Raw genomic sequence first — 21,195 nt, 5'->3', positions numbered from 1 at the left:
CAGAGCCAGAGCCAGAGCCAGAGCCAGAGCCAGAGCCAGAGCCAGAGCCAGAGCCAGAGCCAGAGCCAGAGCCAGAGCCAGAGCCAGAGCTTAGCCTTGAAGCTGATGACGAAAAGTCGCTGGATGCACAGGTTACAAGCGAGCCTGTGTTTGAAGAGCTGCCTGAGCGTGAAAATGTTGATCCGTTGCTACTGGATATCTTCCGTAATGAGGCGGAGGCTCATCTTGCAACAATTGCGGAATACCTCGAACAGGCGGACCCTGAGGTACCTCAACAGGTTACTGATAATCTGTTGCGTGCCTTGCATACCCTCAAGGGTAGCGCTCATATGGCAGGTATTTCAGCGATTGCTGACCTTGCTTCGTTGTTGGAGCGTGTTGTTAAGGAATACAAGGCAAGCCATACACCGTTTGGCTCTGAAGAGCAGCAGGTGCTGGCGGATGCAGCGTATTCGATAGAGGACGGCCTCAGACAATTGAGTGACGACCATATCGATATTCAGCTTATCGATAATGATGCCTTGTTGGCTCGATTGCAGGATCTGCTGGAGCAAAGATCCGAGCAGACCGCTTCGATCGATGCGGCAGAGTCGAATACGCATCACAATCGTCAACGCCTCTCCGATTTTCTTATCGAGAGCATGGATATCCTGCTCAAGGCCGATGGGCTGCTAGAGGGCTGGCAAGCAACGGGTGACGATGCTCATCATGCTGCCTCGCTGTCCGCTGAGTTCACTCATTTCTCTGATCGGGCCGCTAACGCGGGGCTTTCAGACGTGGAGGCGTTGAGTTCAGCTCTTTGCGAGGTCTATCAATCCTGCATTAGTGCGCATATTCCTCATCGCGACGTGTTCTTCGAGGAGGTGCTGGCTTCCCAGGAAGCCTTGGTCAGCATGCTTAACCAACTGGCCGTGGGGCTTAGAGCCACACCTCAGGGTGAGCGCATCAATGCGTTGCAATTGCTTCTTGCTGAACTGGATGCTCCTGAGACTGAGACTGAGACTGAGACTGAGACTGAGACTGAGACTGAGACTGAGACTGAGACTGAGGCTGAGGCTGAGGCTGAGGCAGTGTCGGCTGATGATGTCGATCCGGTAGTCGAGTCCTCTGCGATCAGTACGGCCGAGCCCGTTGCACAGGCTCCTGCTATTCCAGTTGACGATGAGCTTGACAGCGAGATGGTGGCCATCTTCCTGGAAGAGGCGGTCGACCTGCTTGATAGCGCTGGGCAGGCACTTGAGCGTTGGTTCAAGGAGCCGACCAACCATAACAATCTCTGGATTCTGCAGCGCGACCTACATACTCTCAAGGGCGGGGCGCGGATGGCTGATATCGAGCCCATCAGCCTTTTGGCCCATGAACTTGAGACGTTATACGAGGGGCTTGTTGACGGTCGTTACCAACCAAGTGACGACTTGAAACCGCTGCTCCAGCGTTGTCATGACCGCTTGGCTCAGCAGCTTGACCAGTTGCAGAATCATCAAGCGCTTAGTCAGCCTGATGACCTGGTCGATGCGATTCAGGCCTATCGGCAGGGTATACAGCGGACGCAGCAGGTCGAGCAGGATGAAGACGCTGCGTATTCCGAGGACACGTCAACGTCAGAGGTTCAACCTTTCGAGCCTCTGGACGAGGCTGACGAGGAACTGATCGATATTTTCCTTGAGGAAGGTTTCGATATTCTTCAAAGCGCGGCAGGCTCTCTGCAACGTTGGCAGATGGATACGCATAACAGCTTTGAGCTGGAAGCCTTGCAGCGTGACCTGCATACGCTCAAGGGCGGTGCCCGTATGGCTGACATCACACCCGTCAGCGATTTGGCCCATGAGCTTGAATTCCTATACGAAGGATTAAGTGCAGGACGCCTCCGTTCGAGTGAGCACTTGTTTGGCCTTCTACATCAAAGCCACGACCTGTTGCTTGAGATGCTGGAAAGTGTCCGTAATCGCCAACCTGTACCGTCTGGCCAGCGTCTGGTGGAGGCCATTCATGCTTTCCGTACCAGCACGGATCAGCAGTTGGAGCAGCCTGTCAGCATTACATTGCCGTCTGCTCAAGTAGAAGACTCCGATGAAGACGAAATTCTGGAGATCTTTATCGAGGAGGCTGAGGACTTGCTCACCAATATGGAGTTGGCGCTCCATCGTTGGGAGGAAGTCGAAGGCTCGAATGAGGCCGTTGATGATCTGCTGCGCTGCCTGCATACCTTGAAAGGTGGTGCTCGTCTCGCAGGCCAGTTCGCACTGGGTGACCAGGCCCACTTGCTTGAACAGGAGCTGGGGGACGCCAGCCCATTGAACGGGCCCGTTGCCTCGGACCGTATTGTTGAGTTGAAAGGCAAGGCCCGTGACGGCTTGGCTGATCTAGGGGCACGAATTGCGGACCTGCGTGAACATTTCACCGCAGCGCCCATGCCTGCATTGGCTGTAGCGATTGAACCTGAACCAGTGAGCGAGCCCGAGCAACCTCTGGAGGTGCTTGCCCCTGTCATGGCCGCCGCACCGCAAGAGTCCAATGATCAGGTTCAGGTGCTGCCTTTCGTACAACGGGCGCAGGAAGCGGCGCGCAAAGACAGTAACCGTCGAGCTCCTCAGGAATTGGTACGCGTTCCGGCTGACCTGCTCGAAAACCTGGTTAATCTGGCCGGTGAGACTTCCATTTTCCGAGGTCGTGTCGAGCAGCAGGTTAGTGATATCGGTGCCACGCTCAGTGAGATGGAAGCGACCATTGAGCGGGTCCGCGATCAGTTACGTCGCCTGGATACCGAAACGCAGGCCCAGATCCTCAGCCGTCACCAGGATGAGCATGAGCGTGCGGGCTATGAAGAGTTCGATCCATTGGAAATGGACCGATATTCGCAACTGCAACAGCTGTCCCGCTCCTTGTTCGAGTCGGCGTCTGACTTGCTCGATCTGAAAAACACACTGGCATCCCGTAACCGTGATGCGGAGACCCTGCTATTACAGCAGGCTCGCGTCAACACGGAACTTCAGGAGGGCCTGATGCGTACGCGCATGGTGCCTTTCGACCGTATGGTTCCACGCCTGCGCCGCGTTGTTCGGCAGGTGGCGGGTGAGCTGGGAAAGCAGGTTGAGTTTGAGGTAAACAACCCCGAAGGCGAAATGGATCGCAATGTGCTGGAGCGCATTGTCGCTCCGCTCGAGCACATGCTGCGTAACGCGGTAGACCATGGTATCGAAAACAGTGAAGCACGTAAGGAAACAGGCAAGCCCGAAACGGGCAATATCCACCTCTCCTTGAGTCGTGAGGGCGGTGATATTCTGCTGACGCTTTCTGACGATGGCCGTGGTATCGATTTGTCTGCGGTACGTCGCAAAGCTATAGAGCGCGGGCTGATGGATGAGGGCAGTGAGCTTTCCGAGCAGGAGGTCATGCAGTTCATCCTGGAGTCGGGCTTCTCCACCGCTGCACAGGTGACTCAGATTTCCGGACGCGGCGTTGGTATGGACGTGGTCCACTCCGAGGTTAAACAATTGGGTGGAACCATGGGCATTCACTCGGTTGCAGGAGAGGGAACAACCTTTTCGATCCGTTTGCCCTTTACGGTGTCGGTTAACCGGGCACTGATGGTGCACTCTGGCGAGGACCTGTATGCAGTTCCGCTGAACACAATCGAAGGTATCGTTCGTGTGTCGGCGACGGAGCTGGAAGCTTACTATCAGGCCGGTGCTCGTTCCTTCGAGTATGCAGGCCAGACGTATGAGCTGAAATACTTGGGTGAGCTGCTGGAAAATGGGCAACGGCCTAAACTGATCAACCAGCCGCTTCCCTTGCCGGTTATTTTGGTGCGCTCGAATGACCATGCCGTGGCTATACAGATCGACAGCCTGGCCGGTTCGCGAGAGATCGTAGTAAAGAGCCTGGGCCCACAGTTTACCGGCGTGCATGGTATCTCTGGCGCTACGATTCTAGGGGATGGTCGAGTAGTCGTGATTCTTGACCTGCTGGCCTTGATTCGCAGCCGCTATGCTCGTGCCGTTGGCGCGCCGGCCGACCTGTCTATTGCGATCGACTATGCCGTGGAGACCGAAGTTGAGCGGCCGACACTGGTTATGGTGGTTGACGACTCGGTTACGGTTCGCAAGGTGACTAGCCGTCTGCTTGAACGGAGCGGGATGGACGTGATTACCGCTAAGGATGGCGTGGATGCGATTGCTCTACTTCAGGAGCGCAAGCCCGATATCCTGTTGCTTGATATCGAGATGCCGCGGATGGATGGCTTCGAGGTGGCTTCACTCGTGCGTCACGATGAGCATCTCAAGGACCTGCCTATCATCATGATTACGTCACGCACAGGCGAGAAGCACCGTGATCGTGCTTTCACTATTGGCGTAAATCATTACCTAGGCAAGCCGTACCAGGAAAATGAGCTTCTCAATCACATCCAACAGTTGGTCAAGGTAAATGACTGAGAAAGCAATAGTTCGAGTTGCCATTCTGGCTGATACCTCTTTGCAACGGTATGTGTTGCAACAGGTATTGGCTGGCAACGGCTATCAGGTGGTATTCAACAGCGATCCGATGCGGCTTGATGTGGAAGCCTTGCGAGCCTGTGAGACGGATCTTTGGCTGGTGGATCTGGCTGAGTCGGAAGACTCCAACGTGCTGGAGGATCTGCTTGAACATACCTCTACGCCTGTCCTCTTTGGAGAAGGCCAGGCACCTGAGTTCAGCTCGGATCTTTTCCCGCGCTGGGAGCGCCGTCTTATTACCAAGCTGAAGCATTTGGTGGGTGATACGACCGAGGCAGTTGGTCCGAGCCTTCAGGCGCTTCTGGCTGATACCGAGCGTCCGGAGCGACTGAGTTTGCCAGCGTCTCTGGCCTCAACACCCTTGCAGATGGGGGAGTCTGCCAAAGAGGTATGGCTGTTGGCCGCATCGCTGGGCGGACCGGATGCAGTAAAGACTTTTCTTGACGCTTTGCCAGGCGGACTCCCGATTGGCTTTCTTTATACGCAGCATATCGATGCCAATTTCGAGGCGACACTTCCAATGGCGGTAGGTCGCCACAGTCAATGGCATGTACAAATTGCGCAGCCGGGACTTGAGGTCAAGTGTGGTGAGGTCATAGTCGTTCCAACACAGAACGAGCTGAGCTTTCGTAATGATTCCAAGCTGGATGTCCTGAGCCGCAAATGGCCGGAGCCCTATACGCCTTCGGTCGACCAGATGATGCTCAATCTGGCTCAACATTTCGGTTCGCGTTGCGGCATGATCATTTTTAGTGGCATGGGTAATGACGGTAGCAGCTCAGCAGCCTATATGCGCCGAAGAGGTGCGGAGATATGGACTCAAAGCGCCGACAGTTGTAGTTGCGCCAGTATGCCAGAGACACTTCGAGAGGCAGGATTCTCTTCGTTCACGAGTGATCCGCGGGGGCTGGCCGAAGCACTGGTCAACCGCCTAGCCAAGCAGCATGCTCATTGAAAGGAGTTCCTATGAGCCAAACACCAGCACTCACAAGCACACCTGAAAACCTGACAGGACTGCTGCTTTCCCTTACGGACCGCACGCTTTTGCTGCCTAACGTTGCTGTGGCTGAGCTGATACCGTATCGACCGGTTGCCAAGCTGGCCGATCAGCCTGACTGGTGTTTGGGACAGGTAGCGTGGCGAGACCTTCGGCTCCCGCTGCTCAGCTTCGAAGCCGCCTCGGGAGCGCCGTTGCAGTTTGACCGTAACAGTACGTCAGCCCGGGTCGCGATCATCAATGCCTTGGGAGGGCGTGCTCATGTGCGTTTCCTGGCCATCCTCGTGCAAGGTATTCCACGTTCCATGAGAGTTACACCTGACCTTGAGTCGGCTGATGTTCCTCTGGATCCTCTGGAGCTGGCAGCTGTGAAGCATCAGGGTAGTGTAGTGAAGATTCCCGATCTGATTGCGCTGGAAGAAAAGCTGGCTGAAATCGGAGTGATTTAATCAGAAAGCCCGGTTGAGACCAGGCTTTCTAACCTTCTAGAAGTCTCCCCAGAGCTGCTGTGCTACAGCCAGCGCCACAACCGGCGCTGTTTCAGTCCTGAGTACACGCGGTCCCAGACGTGCAGAAACAAAACCGGCCTTCTGGGACTCTGCCACCTCGTTATCAGTAAGACCACCTTCTGGGCCTATCAGAAAGGCGAGACTAGAGGGTGGTGTGTGGCTGGTAAGCGGCTCCGCAACGGGATGAAGTACAAGCTTCAAATCGGCCTCGACCTTTCCAAGCCACTCGGCTAGCGTGACGGGGGCATGGATGATAGGGAGGGTTGAACGTCCGCACTGCTCACAGGCGCTAATAGCGACCTGCTTCCAATGTAGAAGACGCTTGTCGGCTCGCTCATCTTTCAGGCGCACCTCGCAGCGCTCCGTCATGACAGGAGTGATTTCGGCGGCGCCCAGTTCTGTCACTTTTTGTATAGCCCAATCCATTCTTTCCCCTCGGGAAAGACCTTGTCCTAAATGGACACGAAGCGTTGATTCCTCCATTCCGGAAAAGCGCTCCTGTATGTCCACGTGCGCCGACTTTTTCCCGATCTCGGTTAGCACTCCCTTGTATTCATAGCCAGACCCATCGAATAGTTGTACGGCTGTACCCGAGGTAAGACGTAATACACGCCCCATATAATGAGCCTGTGCTTCAGGGAGGATCTGTTGCCCGAGCGAAAGGGGAAGGTCGACGTAAAAGCGAGATAGGCGCATTGGCAGTCACAGGTTTAGAAAGCAGTCGCTGCCTATTATTACTGACCCATGAGCTGAAGGCACGGCTTGATTCAATTAGGTAAGTAGGATCTAGCCACTGAGCGCGAAAAAGTTATGAGCAACACTGTTGCGCCTTGATCGGTTCGGATCAAGGCGCAAGCGACAGATCAAACCGACTGTTTTGCTGCCAATGGCAGCTGGGCGAAGCGGACGCCTGCCAGACCATGGGTGATCAGCGAGCGGATGTTAGCGTGATCAGCACCTTCAGGAGTCGCAATAACGCTACGGTAATGCTCCCCAAAGGCCAACAGGGCTTCCTGTGTCTCGAAGCCCTCCAGCAGCGCAAGGCCTAGGGTTTTGCAGGAGCCTTCATTTTGGCCAGCTGCGTTTTCTACCGAACCATTTACAAAGGCTTGAGGCGTGTAATCATAGTGATCTGTAATGAAAGCCAGGGTATCGGCAAACAGATGCTCATCATTACGAAGCCGAGCGCGAAAGGTCTCGAGGGGAGTCATGGCTTGGCACTCTCCTTGAAAGCAGCAGCCTGTTCAGGTGTGGCTTCCTTCTGGTAACGCGATTTCCACTCGGCATACGGCATTCCATAGACGGCTTCACGTGCATCGTCCATGCTCAGTTCCACGCCCTTTTCATCCGCCGCCGCCTTATACCATTTCGATAGGCAGTTCCGGCAAAAGCCTGACAGGTTCATCAGGTCGATGTTTTGTACGTCGGTACGCTTGCGCAAATGTTCTACTAATGTACGAAAGGCCGCAGCCTCCAGCTCAATGCGCTCTTGTTCGGTCATGGGTCGATTCCTCCAAAAATGAATGCCTGGGACAATCAGGCATTCTTCGAATGACGCAGGTGGCGGCCACCATTGGCCGTAACCGTACTGCCTGTTGTATAGGTGGACTGCAACAGATAGCTCACAGCCTCGATGATCGGCGCGGCTCCAGGCTCATACGGAAGTAGAGCCTTTTTCAGCGTAGCCTCCTGATAATCAGCACTGCTGTCTTCTTTGAAAATGAGGAGACCGGGAGCAATGGTATTTACTCTGACAGTCGGTGCGAGCTTTTCAGCGAACGACAGGGTCATGTTACTCAGCCCCGCCTTGGTCGCTGCATAGGCGATGTGATTCTTGCTGCCTCGGGAGGCACTGTCGTCACAAATGTGGATGATATCGGCGCGCGTACTGGCAAGCAGGAGCGGCCCCAGAGCCAGGTTCAGGTGATACGGCGCTTCGAGATGTACCTGATACATGGTCTGGAAATGATGAAGCGAGTCGTTCAGCCAAAGCGATGCATTATGAATGATACCGCGCAGGCTTTTAGCGCAAGTGAGTACATAGTCGATAAACTGTTGCCTGTCTTCAACGGAGGTCAGGTCTACCTGAAAAGGGTAAACATTTTCCAGCGTCACCAGCTCGCCAGGATCGTTGCGGTACGTGGCTACGATCTCATACCCCTGACTGCTCAACGTCTTGGTCAAGGCAAGGCCGACTCGTTTATTGGCGCCCGTGATAATCAGCGGGGCAGCAAACGTGTGATGCATGGGATGGGGCTCCGACAGACGAAAGGGCTGTCTGCTAGAGCTTCGATACTCTGCAGACAGCTTTCGATTATCGCAAACCCTTCACCATCGTGACATCATGAATGACGGGTCGTAGCAGGCCGGAGTGTTCTCCGGCGAGCCTGCGAGGCATCACTATTGAGCCAGCCGGAAAGCAGGCGAGTTACCCATGGGATAAAGAAGCACACCATGATAGGGGTCAGGATCAGGGTGCTGAGCAATATTCTGGGTACCAGTGGCAACCCAGCCAACCTGTCGCCTAACAAGGCATTGAATAGCAGCGATACAGGAAAGAACGCAAGCCAGACAGCAATGCTTTGCTTCCAGCGAGGGGGTGTGCGGCGGGCATCGCCAAACCAGGTATCAAGGCCCTGTGCACGAAGCTCCTGCGGCTGCTCGAAGAGATCCTTGCCCCGCTCAAGCCAGTGCTGACGCGTCGAGGAATGTTCCCAGGCACCTAATGTCTGCTCATTAGAAAAACGAAACACGATCTGGACTTCATTATCGCCTGGCGGCGGGGAGAGGACGCCCGATCCAAGATAGCCTTCATAGCAGGTCGCCAAGCGCTCACCTTCGCGGAGCCATTCGAGAAAATTATCGTAACAGCCATCGGCGACACGGCGAGCCACCATCAGGGTGACGGGATGCATCATAGAACTCTCCACATGCAACTATCCGGATAGGACGGTCTGATCACACAGCGCCGGGTAGGCACTGCGGTCGAGAACAGGAAGCGACTCGTTTTGGAGTGCTTCGATCGCCTGAGTATCAGGCTGTGCAAGCATATACAAGGTTCATTCCATTTGCGTTAAATGCCGATGAGCGCTGGCTAGACATAAGTAGTAGGCGTCATGTCAGTGCAAGAAGCGCTGTGTGTGAACCAAAGGGCAGCATGGTAAGGTTAGGCATACCAGTGATTAAGGAGGTGTCATGAAGGTCGCCATTTTATGTGGCTCTGTTTACGGCACGGCTGAGGAGGTCGCCAGGCACGCCAAGCAGATTCTGGAGGCAGGTGGGCATGAGGTCTGGCTCAATTTGCGTGGAGGACTGGACGATTTGCTGGCTTTCGATGCCGATGCGTTTCTTGCCGTGACATCGACAACCGGAATGGGAGAGCTGCCGGACAACGTACAGCCGCTTTACTATGCGCTGCGCGATACGCTTCCGGATTGGCGTGGCAGGCCCGCAGCCGTGATCGGTTTGGGGGACGCCAGCTACGGCGATACTTACTGTGGTGGTGGCATGCAAATGCAGGAGCTGTTTGCCGAGCTTGGACTGCAGGAAGTGCTGCCTATATTAAAGCTCGATGCCAGTGAAACCGTTACTCCCGAAACAGACGCGGAGCCGTGGCTGGATCGTCTGATAACAGCCTTGATCCGCTGAGGGGAACGGTAGTCTGCTAGGTCATCAGGCGCTTATGGCTTGATGACTATGTTGTCATGGCAGACTTTAATTCAAGATATTCAGACTCAAGTATCCAGTTTGCCGAATTGCTCCAGGCTGACTTCCTGCATGAGATCGAGCCAGGCTCTTGCCGCCCGGGAAAGGTATGCACCACGCCGCCAGATAAAGGAGGCGTCCCACCGGAGGTCAGGTTGGGTCAGAGGAATGCGTACGACATCGGGACGTATCAGCTTTTGGGCCACGATTCGGGGTAGGAGAACAACGCCTTGTCCTGCTGCTGCCAATGCTATTAGAAAGTCCGCCTGTCCACTTCTGCCACCTTCTTGGGGCGTAAAGCCCGCTTCGCGGCACGCCTGTAACAGTCGATCGTTCAAGGTATAGCTCTGCTGATATAGCAAGAAGGGCGTAGCGGCCAGCTCCGCTAACGCCAATCGGGGCCTATTGGCCAATGGATGAATACATGACAGCACGGCATCCAAAGGCTCATTGCAAAAAGGTTGATAATCAAAAAAAGGATCATTAGGGGTAAGACAGCCACCAATCTCTATATCACCCTTGATGACCAACTCCTCCATGAGCTTGCTGCCACCTTCCACCAAGTGAACCGTAATTTGCGGATAGCGCTTACGGTAGAGGGAAAAGGGGGCTGCAAACAATGTTTCTGCACCCAGAATGGGCAGCCCAACGCGCAGTTGTCCTTGACCCAGGCGGGCTAGATCATCCAGCTCCGTCAGCATTTCGCGGTGTTGGCGCAATATGTGCTCAGCATGTTTGAGCACAACATGTCCTGCATCGGTCAATTGTAGGGCGGGGCCTGTCCGATCCAGCAGACGCAACCCCAGACTTTGCTCCAGATGGGCAATCTGCTTGCTGACGGTCGATTGAGTCGCGTGAAGCACGCGTGTACTGGCAGTAAAGCCGCCCTGGCGTACAACCTCGACAAACATGCGGAGTTGTTTGAATTCCATTTTGGAATGGCTCTGATTCTAATAATTCGCTTCTGGGATAGTAAGGCCGGGCGTATCCTTGAAGCCAGTTAAACGTAATGGATGTCTTATGGTTCCCCGTTACATGCGGACGCTGGTTGAGTTGGCTGTATTGTTAGGTATCTGGTGGCTAGGCGGATGGCTTGGGCAGTATTTCGGTTTGCCTATCCCAGCAGGTGTTCTAGGTCTGGCGATCCTTCTGCTATCTCTTGCGCTGCGAGTGATAAAACCAGAGTGGCTTGAAAGCGGTGCCCGTGTGCTGGTCGGTGAGATGCTGCTGTTTTTCATCCCAGCGCTGATGAGTCTGCTTGATTATGGGCCTCTTGTCCGGGAAGAGGGCATCCGTATTCTTATGGCGGTGTGCTTCAGCACGCTTCTGGTCATGATCAGTACCGCTTTGACGGTGGAATGGATGTTTCGTCGCAGGAGCCGCCAGGATGCTTGATTGGACTGGCGTGTTCTGGCTGCTTCTGACGTTGGGTGGGTATATCCTGAGCCGGATGATTTACAAGCGCATCAAGTGGTATGTGCTGGCCCCTATTGTCTTTGTGCCGACTATTCTTTACCTGATTGCCATTCCGACAGGCACGAGCTATGCGCAGTATTCCCACTACACCGGTTGGCTGATCGGCCTGCTTGGGCCGGCTACCGTCGCGTTTGCCGTACCGATCTGGCAGCAGCGTCGACTTCTGGTCCGTTATTGGCGAGCACTTATGGCCGGCATTGTAGTAGGCAGCTTTGTGTCAATCTTCAGCTCTTGGGCATTGGCCCATTTGCTGGCTTTGGAAGCGCCTGTCACGTTATCCCTGCTGCCACGCTCGATTACGACACCGTTTGCCATGCCTATGTCCAAGAACCTGGGGGGTGTACCTGAATTGACCGCTGCTTTCGTACTGGTCACAGGTGTTTTTGGCGCTGTGGTGGGTAGCCTTCTTCTGCGCTTTCTTCCGTTGCGCTCTGCTCTGGCGCGAGGTGCGATGTTTGGCGTAGGTGCCCATGGTGCCGGTACAAGCCGCGCTTACGAAGTAGGCATTGAGGAGGGGACAGTGGCCGGACTGACGATGGTATTGACCGGCTTGTTCAATCTGCTGGGCGCCCAACTGCTGATCTGGGTGCTTTGATGGAGGGGGTGCATCCTTGCACCACGTTCATCCTTAAACCTTGAAATGAGATACCAAGGTATTCAGCTCAACAGCCAGGCGCGACAGCTCTTGGCTGGCTGCCGTGGTATCACGAGCACCTTCCGAGCTCTGGACTGACAGATCCCGAATATTGACCAGATTGCGGTCTACTTCGCGAGCTACCTGGGCCTGTTCTTCGGCTGCGCTGGCAATGACTAGGTTGCGCTCATTGATCTCGCTGATGGCGCGGGTAATTTCTTCCAGCGCTTCGCCGGCACGACGAGCCACTTCCAGCGTAGAACCTGCTCGGGTCGTGCTGGACTCCATTGAGTTCACGGCCTGCTCAGTGCCGTTTTGGATACTCATGATCATCTGCTCAATTTCACGAGTCGACTCCTGGGTACGATGCGCCAAGGCCCGCACCTCATCGGCGACGACAGCGAAGCCGCGACCTGCCTCTCCCGCACGGGCCGCTTCAATAGCGGCGTTGAGTGCCAGCAGGTTGGTCTGGTCAGCCAGGCCACGAATCACATCAAGCACCTTGCCAATATCGCGTGATTGACTGGCAAGTTCACCGACCAGACATGCGGTCGTCTGAACCTCCGAGGTCATGTGCTCAATGGACGAAACGGTCTCCAGTACGCGACCCTGACCCTCCTGAGCCGCACTGGCAGAGTGCTTGGAGGCTTCGGACGTTGTCATGGCATTGCGGGCCACTTCTTCTACTGCCGAGCTCATTTCCGTTACGGCCGTTGCAGCCATCTGGATTTCGTCATTCTGGCGATTCAGGCCACGTGCACTCTCGTCAGTGATGCTGCTGAGCTCTTCAGAGGCGGCAGCCAACTGGCTCGAGGAGCCTGAGATGCGCTCTAACGTATGACGCAGTTTTTCCTGCATGGTACGCATGGCCATCAAGAGACGAGCGGGCTCATCCTTGCCGGTAACCTGAATGTGCTTGGTCAGGTCACCGCTGGCAATTTCTTCAGCCGCACGCAGGGCCTGATCAACCGGCTGCACGATGCTGCGCGTCAGCAGCCAGGCCAGGAGTACGGTCAGTAATGCAACGATGACCAACAAAGTAATAGCGGTGGCAACAGAGGTGGAATAGCTCTGGGCAGCACTCTGATTAGACTTTGTCGTTGAGTCTGCATTGATATCGACAAGTTTGCCTAACACCGCATTGATTGCGTCAGAGTTCTTCAGAAGCTCATCGTTAAGTACAGCCTTAAGCTCATCAAGTTGATTTGCTGAAGAGAGCTGCATCATGCGGTTCTTCAGCTGAAGATAATCACCCCACAACTTTTGGAAATCGTTATAAAAGCCGCGCTCCGCCTCCGATGCAATCAGCTTCTCATAGCGTGTCCGCGCAGCTTCAACCTGACTGATCCGCTGATCAAACAATGCCAACGTCTTTTGCAGATTCTCCGGTTCGCGGTTGATAAGCAAACGATAGGAGAGCACGCGCAGGCGCAGGGTTAGCGATGTAATTTCATCCAGGCTGGTTATGCTGGGGAGCACATTCTGTTCAAAGTTAATACTGTTCTGGCGGATATCACGCATCTGATAGAGCGAGAAAACGCCCAGGAACAAAGTGAGTACAGCTATGAACGCAAACCCCAGGAAAGCACGAGGTGCGATATTCAAGTTACGAAGGGTCATTGCTTAGGTCCTGCTAAGTACAGCGTAAAGGAGGTTGCTTGGCTATCGGCTGTGCTTGGCAGGACTTGATATCCGCCTGGCTGGAGACAGAAGGTTCTGGCTGTTAAGGCATATTTCCATGCCTATCAGTGAAGACGGCGGCGACTATCACTCAGCGCGGCCAGGCGATGGCTTAGGTGCAGTTGCTCGGCTGGGTCATCGCTTAACAATAGGGCATGCTCAAGGTCATAACGCTGGGCCTGAGGGCAGTCCAGCCGGCTATACAGTTCTGCACGAGCCAGATGATCCGAGACGCTGGGCGGCCCTACTTCCAGTACCCGCTGCGCATCTTTCAGGGCTGCCAATAGTTGGTTATCAAATTCATGCAACTGACGAAGATTTCGAGACAGTCTCTGGAGCAGTTCGCGAGGCTGAGCAGTGCGTAGGTGCTGCGCTTGCAGCTGGGCATGTGGACCAAACTGATAGGCGAGCAGTCCGCGGCAATCCTTGGAATAAAGTCGTCTTCCACTGGTAGGGTCAAGCAGGTGATCCGCCTCAGGGACACGTAGCAGGAAATGGCCTGGAAAGTTGACGCCAACCAGAGGAATGTCCAGTCTGCGGGCCAGCTCCATCGCGATCAGTGATAAGGAAAGTGGCTGTCCCCTTCGACGAGCCAGCACCTTGTGCAGCAACGCTGCCTGAGGCTTCAGCGGCCAGTCATCGGCGTGAAAACCCAGCTCGATCATCCGGCGTACGAGCTGCTGCGCGCGCTCGGCGGACGAGCCTTGATGATCAATAGCTGCCTCGACAGAAGGAATGAGATCCGTCAGAAGATGCTGAGCCATTTCAGGCTGAAAGGTCAGGTCATGTTCGGCAGCTATCCAGAGTGCTGCCTCAAATATAGCAGGTGGCTCACGGTTGAGCGCATCCAGGCAGGCTTGGCGCGGTAACTCCATCGCAATCTCCCAAACCCCATGCCAAAGTAGTGTAAGCGCAGGCAAACAGCATCCAGATCATAAGGGATATGGACTTTATTATGTTTGACAAGTTTAGACCGCTTCTCGAGTGATGCACCGCTCTGCTCAGACAAGCAGAACGGCCAAGGAGGAAAGTCTATTTACCCAATGGGGTGAAAAGCGCTTCGATATCCGCTTCCGACATTCGCCAGTCGGCTGTGTTCTCCTCAAGAATCCCTGCGGCAATACGGGATTTCTCATACTGCAATTGCTGGATTTTCTCTTCCAGGGTGCCTCTTGCAATGAGCTTGTACACAAAAACCGGCTTATCTTGCCCTATGCGATAGGCACGATCTGTGGCCTGGCTCTCCGCCGCCGGGTTCCACCAGGGGTCGAAGTGAATCACCGTGTCGGCCGCAGTCAGGTTGAGTCCCGTACCGCCTGCTTTAAGGCTCAACAGGAAAACCGGGGCCTCACCGGACTGAAACTGTTCGACAGGCGTACGGCGATCCTGGGTTTCACCGGTAAGGGTGACATAGTCGATCCGTCTTTCATCCAGCGCCTGCTGGATCAGCGCCAGCATGGAAGTGAACTGCGAGAACAGCAGGACACGACTGCCATTGGCCAATAGGCCTTCGAGCAGTTCCAGCAAGCCGAGTAGCTTTCCAGACGACTTGGCGGATGTTTCGTTGCCGTTGACTAGTCGGATATCGCAGCAGACCTGGCGGAGTTTCAGCAGTGCATCAAGAACGATAATTTGGCTTCTGGCCAAGCCTTTCTTGGAGATTTCGCTACGGACCTTCTCATCAAGTGCAACACGTACCGTTTCATAAAGATCGCGCTGTGGCTGAGTCAGCTCGACCAACTGGACAATTTCTGTCTTGGGTGGCAGCTCGCTGGCTACTCGCTGTTTGGTACGACGCAGAATGAAAGGCTTTACTCGTCCCTTTAATTGGGCGAGGCGTTGGGTATCGCCATTTTTCTCGATCGGTGTTCGGTAGTCGCGCTTGAAGTCTTTTATATCGCCTAACCAGCCTGGCATCAGGAAGTGGAACTGAGACCAAAGCTCACCCAGATGATTTTCCAGCGGGGTGCCCGTCAGGCATAGACGGTGTCGCGTATTGAGTCCCCGCGCCGCTTGCGCTGCTTTGGTTGCCGCATTCTTAATGGATTGTGCTTCATCCAATACCAGAAGATGAAAGGAGAAGCTGGCCAACTGCTCGGCATCGCGCGGTAGCAGGGCGTAGGTAGTCAGGATGATATCGTGCTCAGGTATCCGCTCGAACAGGTTACGCCGTTGAGTACCGTGGAGGGCCAGTACTTTCAGCTCAGGTGTGAACTTGGCTGCTTCGTCCTGCCAGTTGGGTATTAGGCTGGTAGGCATGACGATCATGGCAGGGCTGGTCAACCGGCCAGCCGTTTTCTCGACCAGGATATGAGCCAGGGTTTGCAAGGTCTTACCAAGACCCATGTCATCGGCCAGGATCCCGCCCACATCCAGCTCGCGAAGTGCCTGCAACCAAGCCAGGCCATCGCGCTGATACGGTCTTAACTCGGCACGCAGGCTTTCCGGGACGTGCAGGGGCGAAGCTGAATAATGGCGTAGTCGATGGGCGAAGTTTCTGAGCTGCTCACCACCCTGCCATGTCAGTGGGATATTTTCTTCAAGTTCAGCCAGCCGTACGGCGTCCAGATGAGACAAACGTATCTGCTTGGTATTAGCAGGTAACGAATGCCCATGCAGTTCCATGAGTGCGGCAAGCAAGGGCTTTAGTCTACCTAGAGACAGGGCGATACGTGCGGGGCGTCCTTGCTTGCGTGCAGCAGGGCTTTCCACGCGGAGCAGCAGGCGCTCATCGTCAGAGCGTCTGGCCAGTGCTCCCGGTTCGAATAATTGGGGATCCCGCCGGATAAGATCGATCAGGATAGGCAGCAGACTGACGCGCCGCCCTTGTACGACGATGCCGAGCTCCAGATCAAACCATTCATGATCAGGCGCCTCCTCAATTTCGCCGTACCAATTCTCCACCTCGGTCAGCTCAAAGGCGAATTCTGGACGCATATCTATCTGCCAGCCCGCTTCACGCAGCTGCGGAAGTGTGACTTCGATAAAGCGCAGCCAACTGGAGTCATCAGGCATTTCAAACATCTCGCCCGCATCTTCGGGCAAGGCTGCGCTTCGCCGTGTCGCTACTCGGAGGCCTGCATCCTGTAAGACTTGTCGTAGGCGCTGCTCGGCTTCACTGTGGCGTGTTGGCAGCGTTGCCGCGCTACTACGACCCGGTACAGGCTTGCCGAACACTTTTTTGCCGTCGTAAAGAAACGCCAGGGCAGCCCTGTGGCGGGTGACGGGGCGCATGCGTGCGGTTTGCCGATCATAGTCAACCTGTGTGTGGCTACCCAATACCAACAATGGCTTGGGCGGCTTGACCAGATTGATGGCTGTCTCGGCTGCTTCGCGGCGTGGAGGAGGGCTGCCGGCCCGCTGAAGGCGCTCCAGCTCGAACAGAACGGCAGCAGTATGCTTGCAGTTTCTGCCAGCACCACATGTGCATCGGCCATCAACAAACCAACCTCTTGGACCAGGCTTGAGCGTGATGGATTGGCGGTAATCCAATCCTGAAGGACTGCTGCATATGGCATAGACCAGCCCATCGGCGGCTGACCGGACCGTGGCGTAACCTTCTTGAGCATAGCGCCGGCCACGCTCATAGTTGCGCTCAGTAAAGGAGCCTTTCCAGTCTTGCCAGTGCAGATGGTCGAAACGTAGACGCATATGAAGCCTGTAACACGAAGCACAAACGGGTAATTGTGCCACAGACCGAAAGCGTCCCCGTACTGAAGTCGCTCAGGTTGCTCAAATAGATATGACTTAATTACGACAGCATGGCTTATCTAAAGAGTCTGCTGTTAAGCGCTGGTTTAAGATTGGCTTGATTTAACCCTTCCATACTTCAGGATTAACCAAATCCTGTGGCCGATTGCCGCTTAAGGCGGCTGTCAGATTAGAGACGGCGCGCTCTGCCATGGCATACCGTGTCTCGTGAGTCGCTGAACCGATATGCGGTAAGGTGACGACATTCTTCAGCGAGAACAGGGGCGATGATGAAAGCGGTTCCTGCTCAAAAACATCCAGGCCTGCGCCACGAATTTGCTGGTTGGAAAGCGCCTCGATTAGAGCCGCTTCATCAACCACTGGCCCGCGCGCAATATTGATCAGAATACCGCTGGGCTTCATGAGCCTTAGTTCACGTGCGCCGATCATCTGGCGAGTGGACTCTGTCAGAGGGACTACTAGGCAAACAAAATCGGATTCATGAAGCAGAGATTCAAGGTCTCGATACTCTGCCTTGAATTCTTTCTCCAGCTCGGGCTTGCGGCTGCCTGCATGATAAAGAATCCGCATGTCGAAGCCGAAGTGGCCGCGCTTTGCAATGGCTGCACCTATGCGACCCATACCTACGATTCCCAGCGTCTTTCGATAAACGTCCGTACCGAAATGCTCTTCCGTTACGCCTTTTGTCCATTGCCCTGCCTTGGTGTAGGCATCCAGCTCAGGCAGGCGGCGAGCGGTACTCATCAGCAGAGCAAATCCAAGGTCTGCTGTGGTCTGGGTCAGTACATCGGGGGTGTTGGTCAGTAGAATGCCCTGCTCGGACAGGTAGGGCACGTCATAGCTGTCATATCCAACCGAAACGCTGGAAATTACTTCCAGGTTTTCTGCATGTTGCAACTCATGGCGGCCTAGTGTCTTGCTGGCACCAATCAGGCCGTGTGCGTGAAGGAGGGCATGCTGGAACTGCTCATCGACATTGCCCTGAGTATCAATGACGGTAACGTTAAAGGCTTCGCTCAACTGTTGAACCAGTGGAGCGGGAAGACGATTATAGATAACGACATTCTTTCTCACGGGCAACGGATCTCCGTTAGGGTTTAGTCTCTTTAGACTAGACCAGCAGCGACATATTGAGGGCGTATCGAATAATCCATCAGGAAGCGCTCAAGTTGCTCTTGCTCCGGTTGCTCATTGAACTCCGCACCCAATGCCTCGCGGTGGATTCCAGTTGACGCCAGCCATAAGCAATCAATGTTGGCCGAAACTGCACCCGGTACGTCGGTGACCAGTGAGTCACCCACAAACAGCAGCCTGGTGGCGCCCAAGGTTGCCAGTTCTCGTTGAGCACAAAGAAACGCATAGGGATCAGGCTTTCCGTACCAGCGCACACTTCCGCCCAGCGAAGCGAAGTAGTCGGCCAGCTTACCGGCGGCGTAGTAGGGTAGGCCGCCAGAGACTACTGTGCGATCAGGGTTGGCGCAGAGAAACGGTAAATGTGTGAAGTCCTTAAGCGGGGCCTGACGAAGCGCCAGCTCATCCTGAGGGAAGCTCCCTACACCTAGGATGAGGGATGCCTGTTGGATGTCGGTTACGAATCGGCTGCGTATGTGCTCGGGCCAGCCAGTCTGACCTTCGCCAGGTCCGGTCAGATAGATACCCCCCTGTGCCAGTGCTGGTTCCTGGCTAATGGCGTCGATGGCCAGCTGCCCTGAGGTCGTTATACCGGCAAATTGCTCTCGAGCGATACCCAGTTCAACCAAGTGATCCGTCATGGAAGCGGCATCACGGGATGCGTTGCTCAGGAACCAGACAGGTTTGCCTTCGGTTGCACGCCGTGCCAGCCAGTTCTGCGCACCGGGAAAGGCGTCGTAGCCGTCAATCAGTACCCCCCATAGGTCGAGAATAAATCCATCGTACTGATCGCATACAGCATCCAGATCAGAATGGGAGACAAGGTGAGGAAGGGGCGTGGATGGCGTCATGGAAAATAACGTCCTGATAAGGTTGCAAAAGCTGAAAGGAGCCAGGGTACCTGCTTTAGCGATTGAGATCACTTCGGCCTAGAAAGCACAACACCGGCGCTGGGCCGGTGTTGTTGAATCTGGAGACAAGAGGACTCTTATTTTTATTTTTTCTCTTGGCTCAGCTCAGAGCGATTAACGCGCTACAGCGTTAGTGCTCTTGGTCTGTGGTGCGTCGACGCGACCGTAAACGTCTTCGTAGCGAACGATATCATCTTCGCCCAGGTAGCCACCTGATTGTACTTCAATGATTTCCAGCGGTACCTTGCCAGGATTGGCCAAGCGATGTACAGACGTCATCGGCAAGTAAGTGGACTGGTTTTCGGTCAGCAGGAAGGTCTTGTCATCGCACGTGACCTGCGCTGTGCCAGAGACCACGATCCAGTGCTCGGCGCGGTGGTGGTGCATCTGCAGAGACAGCTGAGCGCCTGGTTTGACAGTGATGCGCTTGACCTGGAAGCGCTGACCCATGTCGACGGAATCGTAAGAGCCCCAAGGACGGAACACTTCCAGATGGCTCTTGACCTCTTGGCGGCCTTGCGCTTCGAGCTTGTTGACCACCTTCTTGACGTCCTGGACCTTATCCTTATGTGCGATCATGACCGCATCTTTGGTCTCTACAACCACGACATCTTCGATACCGATCAGGGAGACCAGCTTGTTGGTGCTGTGAACGAGGCAGTTACGGGCTTCGTGCAGAACCACGTCACCTTTGGTAACGTTGCCATCGCTATCCTTGTCATGCACATCCCAGATGGCTGACCAGGAGCCTACATCGTTCCAACCGGCAGACATTGGAACTACACAAGCGCGAGTGGTCTTTTCCATGACAGCATAGTCAATGGAGTTGTCCGGGCAGACGGCAAACGAGTTGCGGTCGATAATGATGTGATCGCCATCAACCTGGCTGCGCTCAAGCGCAAGCAGGCAGGTATCGTAAATATCAGGATCGTGCAGCTTCAGCTCTTCCAGGAAGCGGCTGGCGCGGAAGATGAACATACCGCTGTTCCAGTAGTAATCCCCAGATTCTACGTATTGGGTCGCGCGAATGGCGTCTGGCTTCTCTACGAAGCGCTCGACGCGATTGACCCCTTCAGGCAGGTTGGCTGAGTGGGTTGCCTTGATATAGCCGTAGCCGGTTTCCGGGCGCAGTGCAGGAATGCCGAACAGCACCATTTCGCCTTTTTCAGCGGCTTCGGTGGCCGAATTCAAGGATGCTTTAAACGCATCGATATCTTCGATGACATGGTCTGCTGGCAGAACCAGCATCAGTTCATCTTTGCCATCGGCCAACAACTTCATGGCAGCAATCGCTACGGCAGGAGCCGTATTGCGACCAAACGGTTCCATGATCAAGGACTGAGGCTGGCACTTAACAGCCTTGAGCTGCTCCTCAACAATATAGCGGTGCTCGATATTGCAAACAATCAAGGGCTGCTGCATGCGTTCTTCGCAGGCCAGTCTTGATATGGTTTCCTGGAATAGGGTCTTTTCGCTTGCCAAAGCTAGGAACTGCTTTGGATACATTTTTCGAGATAGCGGCCAGAGTCGTGAACCGCTTCCCCCGGAAAGAATCACTGGAATCATGGCATTCTCCTTCAGCGCTTGCTGAGTTGTAGGTCGCAGTCCCTTCGGGCGGGACGAAGCGTCCGTGCTTCTAGTTCCTGCTTGAGCAGGGTTATGAAATAAAAAATAAAAGCCAGGCTAATTAGTTAGCTTTTTTAGTTACAAATTAATTACAGCTTATAGGCAGTACATCATCCCCAGGCTAATAAGCATTGAATTGCTCCACCCAAACGATGATCGTTACCGCTGATTAGAATGATAATTTAGGAAGATGGCTCGAATGATTCCTTTGTGCCATCAAGGTCTTCATTGACATAGTGCTCTTAAAAAAGTTCATTAAAGCCTAAGCACTCCAAAATGCCAGGGCAGGAATCAACTGTAGTAACGCTAGTTCCTCTGAGAC

The 21,195-nt window shown here is 54.6% G+C and carries 18 protein-coding genes and 1 pseudogene; 6 read left to right on the top strand and 13 right to left on the bottom strand.

Annotated features, from left to right (window positions below):
• The 3 genes from PLU01S_RS08080 to PLU01S_RS08070 form a co-directional block, all read left to right on the top strand.
• Positions 1-4,433 (top strand): Hpt domain-containing protein (locus PLU01S_RS08080; RefSeq protein ID WP_139803979.1); only part of this gene is annotated, 4,433 nt, incomplete at its 5' end.
• Positions 4,426-5,448 (top strand): chemotaxis protein CheB, encoded by a 1,023-nt coding sequence (locus PLU01S_RS08075; protein WP_074824899.1) that lies wholly within the window; start codon positions 4,426-4,428, stop codon positions 5,446-5,448. The genes PLU01S_RS08080 and PLU01S_RS08075, both read left to right, overlap by 8 nt.
• Before the next feature lie 11 nt (positions 5,449-5,459).
• Positions 5,460-5,939 carry a chemotaxis protein CheW gene (locus PLU01S_RS08070; protein ID WP_010795382.1) on the top strand — a complete coding sequence of 160 codons (480 nt, stop codon included), beginning with the start codon at positions 5,460-5,462 and terminating at the stop codon, positions 5,937-5,939.
• A 36-nt stretch (positions 5,940-5,975) separates the two neighbouring features.
• Here PLU01S_RS08070 and PLU01S_RS08065 read toward each other — a convergent pair whose 3' ends face one another.
• The 5 genes from PLU01S_RS08065 to PLU01S_RS08045 form a co-directional block, all read right to left on the bottom strand.
• Positions 5,976-6,695: a 16S rRNA (uracil(1498)-N(3))-methyltransferase gene (locus PLU01S_RS08065; protein WP_074824896.1), complete on the bottom strand. Its 720-nt coding sequence runs from the start codon at positions 6,693-6,695 to the stop codon at positions 5,976-5,978.
• A 167-nt stretch (positions 6,696-6,862) separates the two neighbouring features.
• A complete protein-coding gene (locus tag PLU01S_RS08060; RefSeq protein WP_074824894.1) occupies positions 6,863-7,210 on the bottom strand; it encodes a HopJ type III effector protein in 348 nt (115 codons plus the stop codon).
• Positions 7,207-7,500, bottom strand: a complete 294-nt coding sequence (locus PLU01S_RS08055) for a DUF1244 domain-containing protein (RefSeq protein ID WP_010795379.1) — start codon at positions 7,498-7,500, stop codon at positions 7,207-7,209. Before PLU01S_RS08055 ends, PLU01S_RS08060 begins: the two co-directional genes overlap by 4 nt.
• Before the next feature lie 35 nt (positions 7,501-7,535).
• Positions 7,536-8,246 (bottom strand): dihydromonapterin reductase, encoded by a 711-nt coding sequence (folM, locus tag PLU01S_RS08050; protein ID WP_074824891.1) that lies wholly within the window; start codon positions 8,244-8,246, stop codon positions 7,536-7,538.
• A 95-nt stretch (positions 8,247-8,341) separates the two neighbouring features.
• On the bottom strand, positions 8,342-8,914 hold the full coding sequence (locus tag PLU01S_RS08045; protein WP_033351670.1) for a putative antibiotic biosynthesis monooxygenase: 573 nt from the start codon (positions 8,912-8,914) through the stop codon (positions 8,342-8,344).
• A gap of 280 nt (positions 8,915-9,194) precedes the next feature.
• Between PLU01S_RS08045 and PLU01S_RS08040 the strand changes: the two genes are divergently transcribed.
• Entirely contained in the window at positions 9,195-9,647 is a 453-nt protein-coding gene (locus PLU01S_RS08040; RefSeq protein ID WP_010795376.1) for a flavodoxin, read from the top strand.
• A gap of 86 nt (positions 9,648-9,733) precedes the next feature.
• On the opposite strand, the gene PLU01S_RS08035 is transcribed toward PLU01S_RS08040, so the two are convergent.
• A complete protein-coding gene (locus PLU01S_RS08035; protein ID WP_074824888.1) occupies positions 9,734-10,636 on the bottom strand; it encodes a LysR family transcriptional regulator in 903 nt (300 codons plus the stop codon).
• A gap of 88 nt (positions 10,637-10,724) precedes the next feature.
• On the opposite strand from PLU01S_RS08035, the gene PLU01S_RS08030 reads away from it, so the two are divergent.
• Both PLU01S_RS08030 and PLU01S_RS08025 read left to right on the top strand, forming a co-directional pair.
• The gene (locus tag PLU01S_RS08030; RefSeq protein WP_010795374.1) at positions 10,725-11,099 is read left to right on the top strand and encodes a CidA/LrgA family protein; all 375 of its coding nucleotides are present in this window, start codon (positions 10,725-10,727) and stop codon (positions 11,097-11,099) included.
• Complete coding sequence (locus PLU01S_RS08025; protein ID WP_074824884.1) at positions 11,092-11,775, top strand: LrgB family protein; 684 nt, start codon at positions 11,092-11,094, stop codon at positions 11,773-11,775. The genes PLU01S_RS08030 and PLU01S_RS08025 overlap by 8 nt, the downstream gene beginning before the upstream one ends.
• A 33-nt stretch (positions 11,776-11,808) precedes the next feature.
• On the opposite strand, the gene PLU01S_RS26555 is transcribed toward PLU01S_RS08025, so the two are convergent.
• From PLU01S_RS26555 to PLU01S_RS07995, 7 genes and pseudogenes are all read right to left on the bottom strand, one after another.
• Complete coding sequence (locus tag PLU01S_RS26555; RefSeq protein WP_376748366.1) at positions 11,809-12,537, bottom strand: methyl-accepting chemotaxis protein; 729 nt, start codon at positions 12,535-12,537, stop codon at positions 11,809-11,811.
• 129 nt (positions 12,538-12,666) lie between these two features.
• A pseudogene (locus PLU01S_RS26550) lies at positions 12,667-13,434 on the bottom strand (MCP four helix bundle domain-containing protein); the annotation flags it as partial.
• A 125-nt stretch (positions 13,435-13,559) separates the two neighbouring features.
• The gene (locus tag PLU01S_RS08015; RefSeq protein WP_010795371.1) at positions 13,560-14,369 is read right to left on the bottom strand and encodes a SirB1 family protein; all 810 of its coding nucleotides are present in this window, start codon (positions 14,367-14,369) and stop codon (positions 13,560-13,562) included.
• A 157-nt stretch (positions 14,370-14,526) separates the two neighbouring features.
• Positions 14,527-17,145: a DEAD/DEAH box helicase gene (locus PLU01S_RS08010; RefSeq protein ID WP_074824879.1), complete on the bottom strand. Its 2,619-nt coding sequence runs from the start codon at positions 17,143-17,145 to the stop codon at positions 14,527-14,529.
• 162 nt (positions 17,146-17,307) lie between these two features.
• Complete coding sequence (locus PLU01S_RS08005; RefSeq protein ID WP_074824876.1) at positions 17,308-18,279, bottom strand: 2-hydroxyacid dehydrogenase; 972 nt, start codon at positions 18,277-18,279, stop codon at positions 17,308-17,310.
• A 32-nt stretch (positions 18,280-18,311) separates the two neighbouring features.
• Entirely contained in the window at positions 18,312-19,187 is an 876-nt protein-coding gene (locus tag PLU01S_RS08000) for a TIGR01459 family HAD-type hydrolase (RefSeq protein ID WP_139208748.1), read from the bottom strand.
• A 174-nt stretch (positions 19,188-19,361) separates the two neighbouring features.
• Positions 19,362-20,813, bottom strand: a complete 1,452-nt coding sequence (locus tag PLU01S_RS07995) for a mannose-1-phosphate guanylyltransferase/mannose-6-phosphate isomerase (RefSeq protein ID WP_074824873.1) — start codon at positions 20,811-20,813, stop codon at positions 19,362-19,364.
• Between the last annotated feature and the right edge of the window lie 382 nt (positions 20,814-21,195).

This window comes from Pseudomonas luteola NBRC 103146 (genome assembly GCF_002091675.1).
In the GTDB taxonomy this organism is placed as follows: domain Bacteria; phylum Pseudomonadota; class Gammaproteobacteria; order Pseudomonadales; family Pseudomonadaceae; genus Chryseomonas; species Chryseomonas luteola.
Note: the sequence above shows the minus strand (reverse complement) of the source record. Positions and strands in the feature narration are given on the sequence as shown.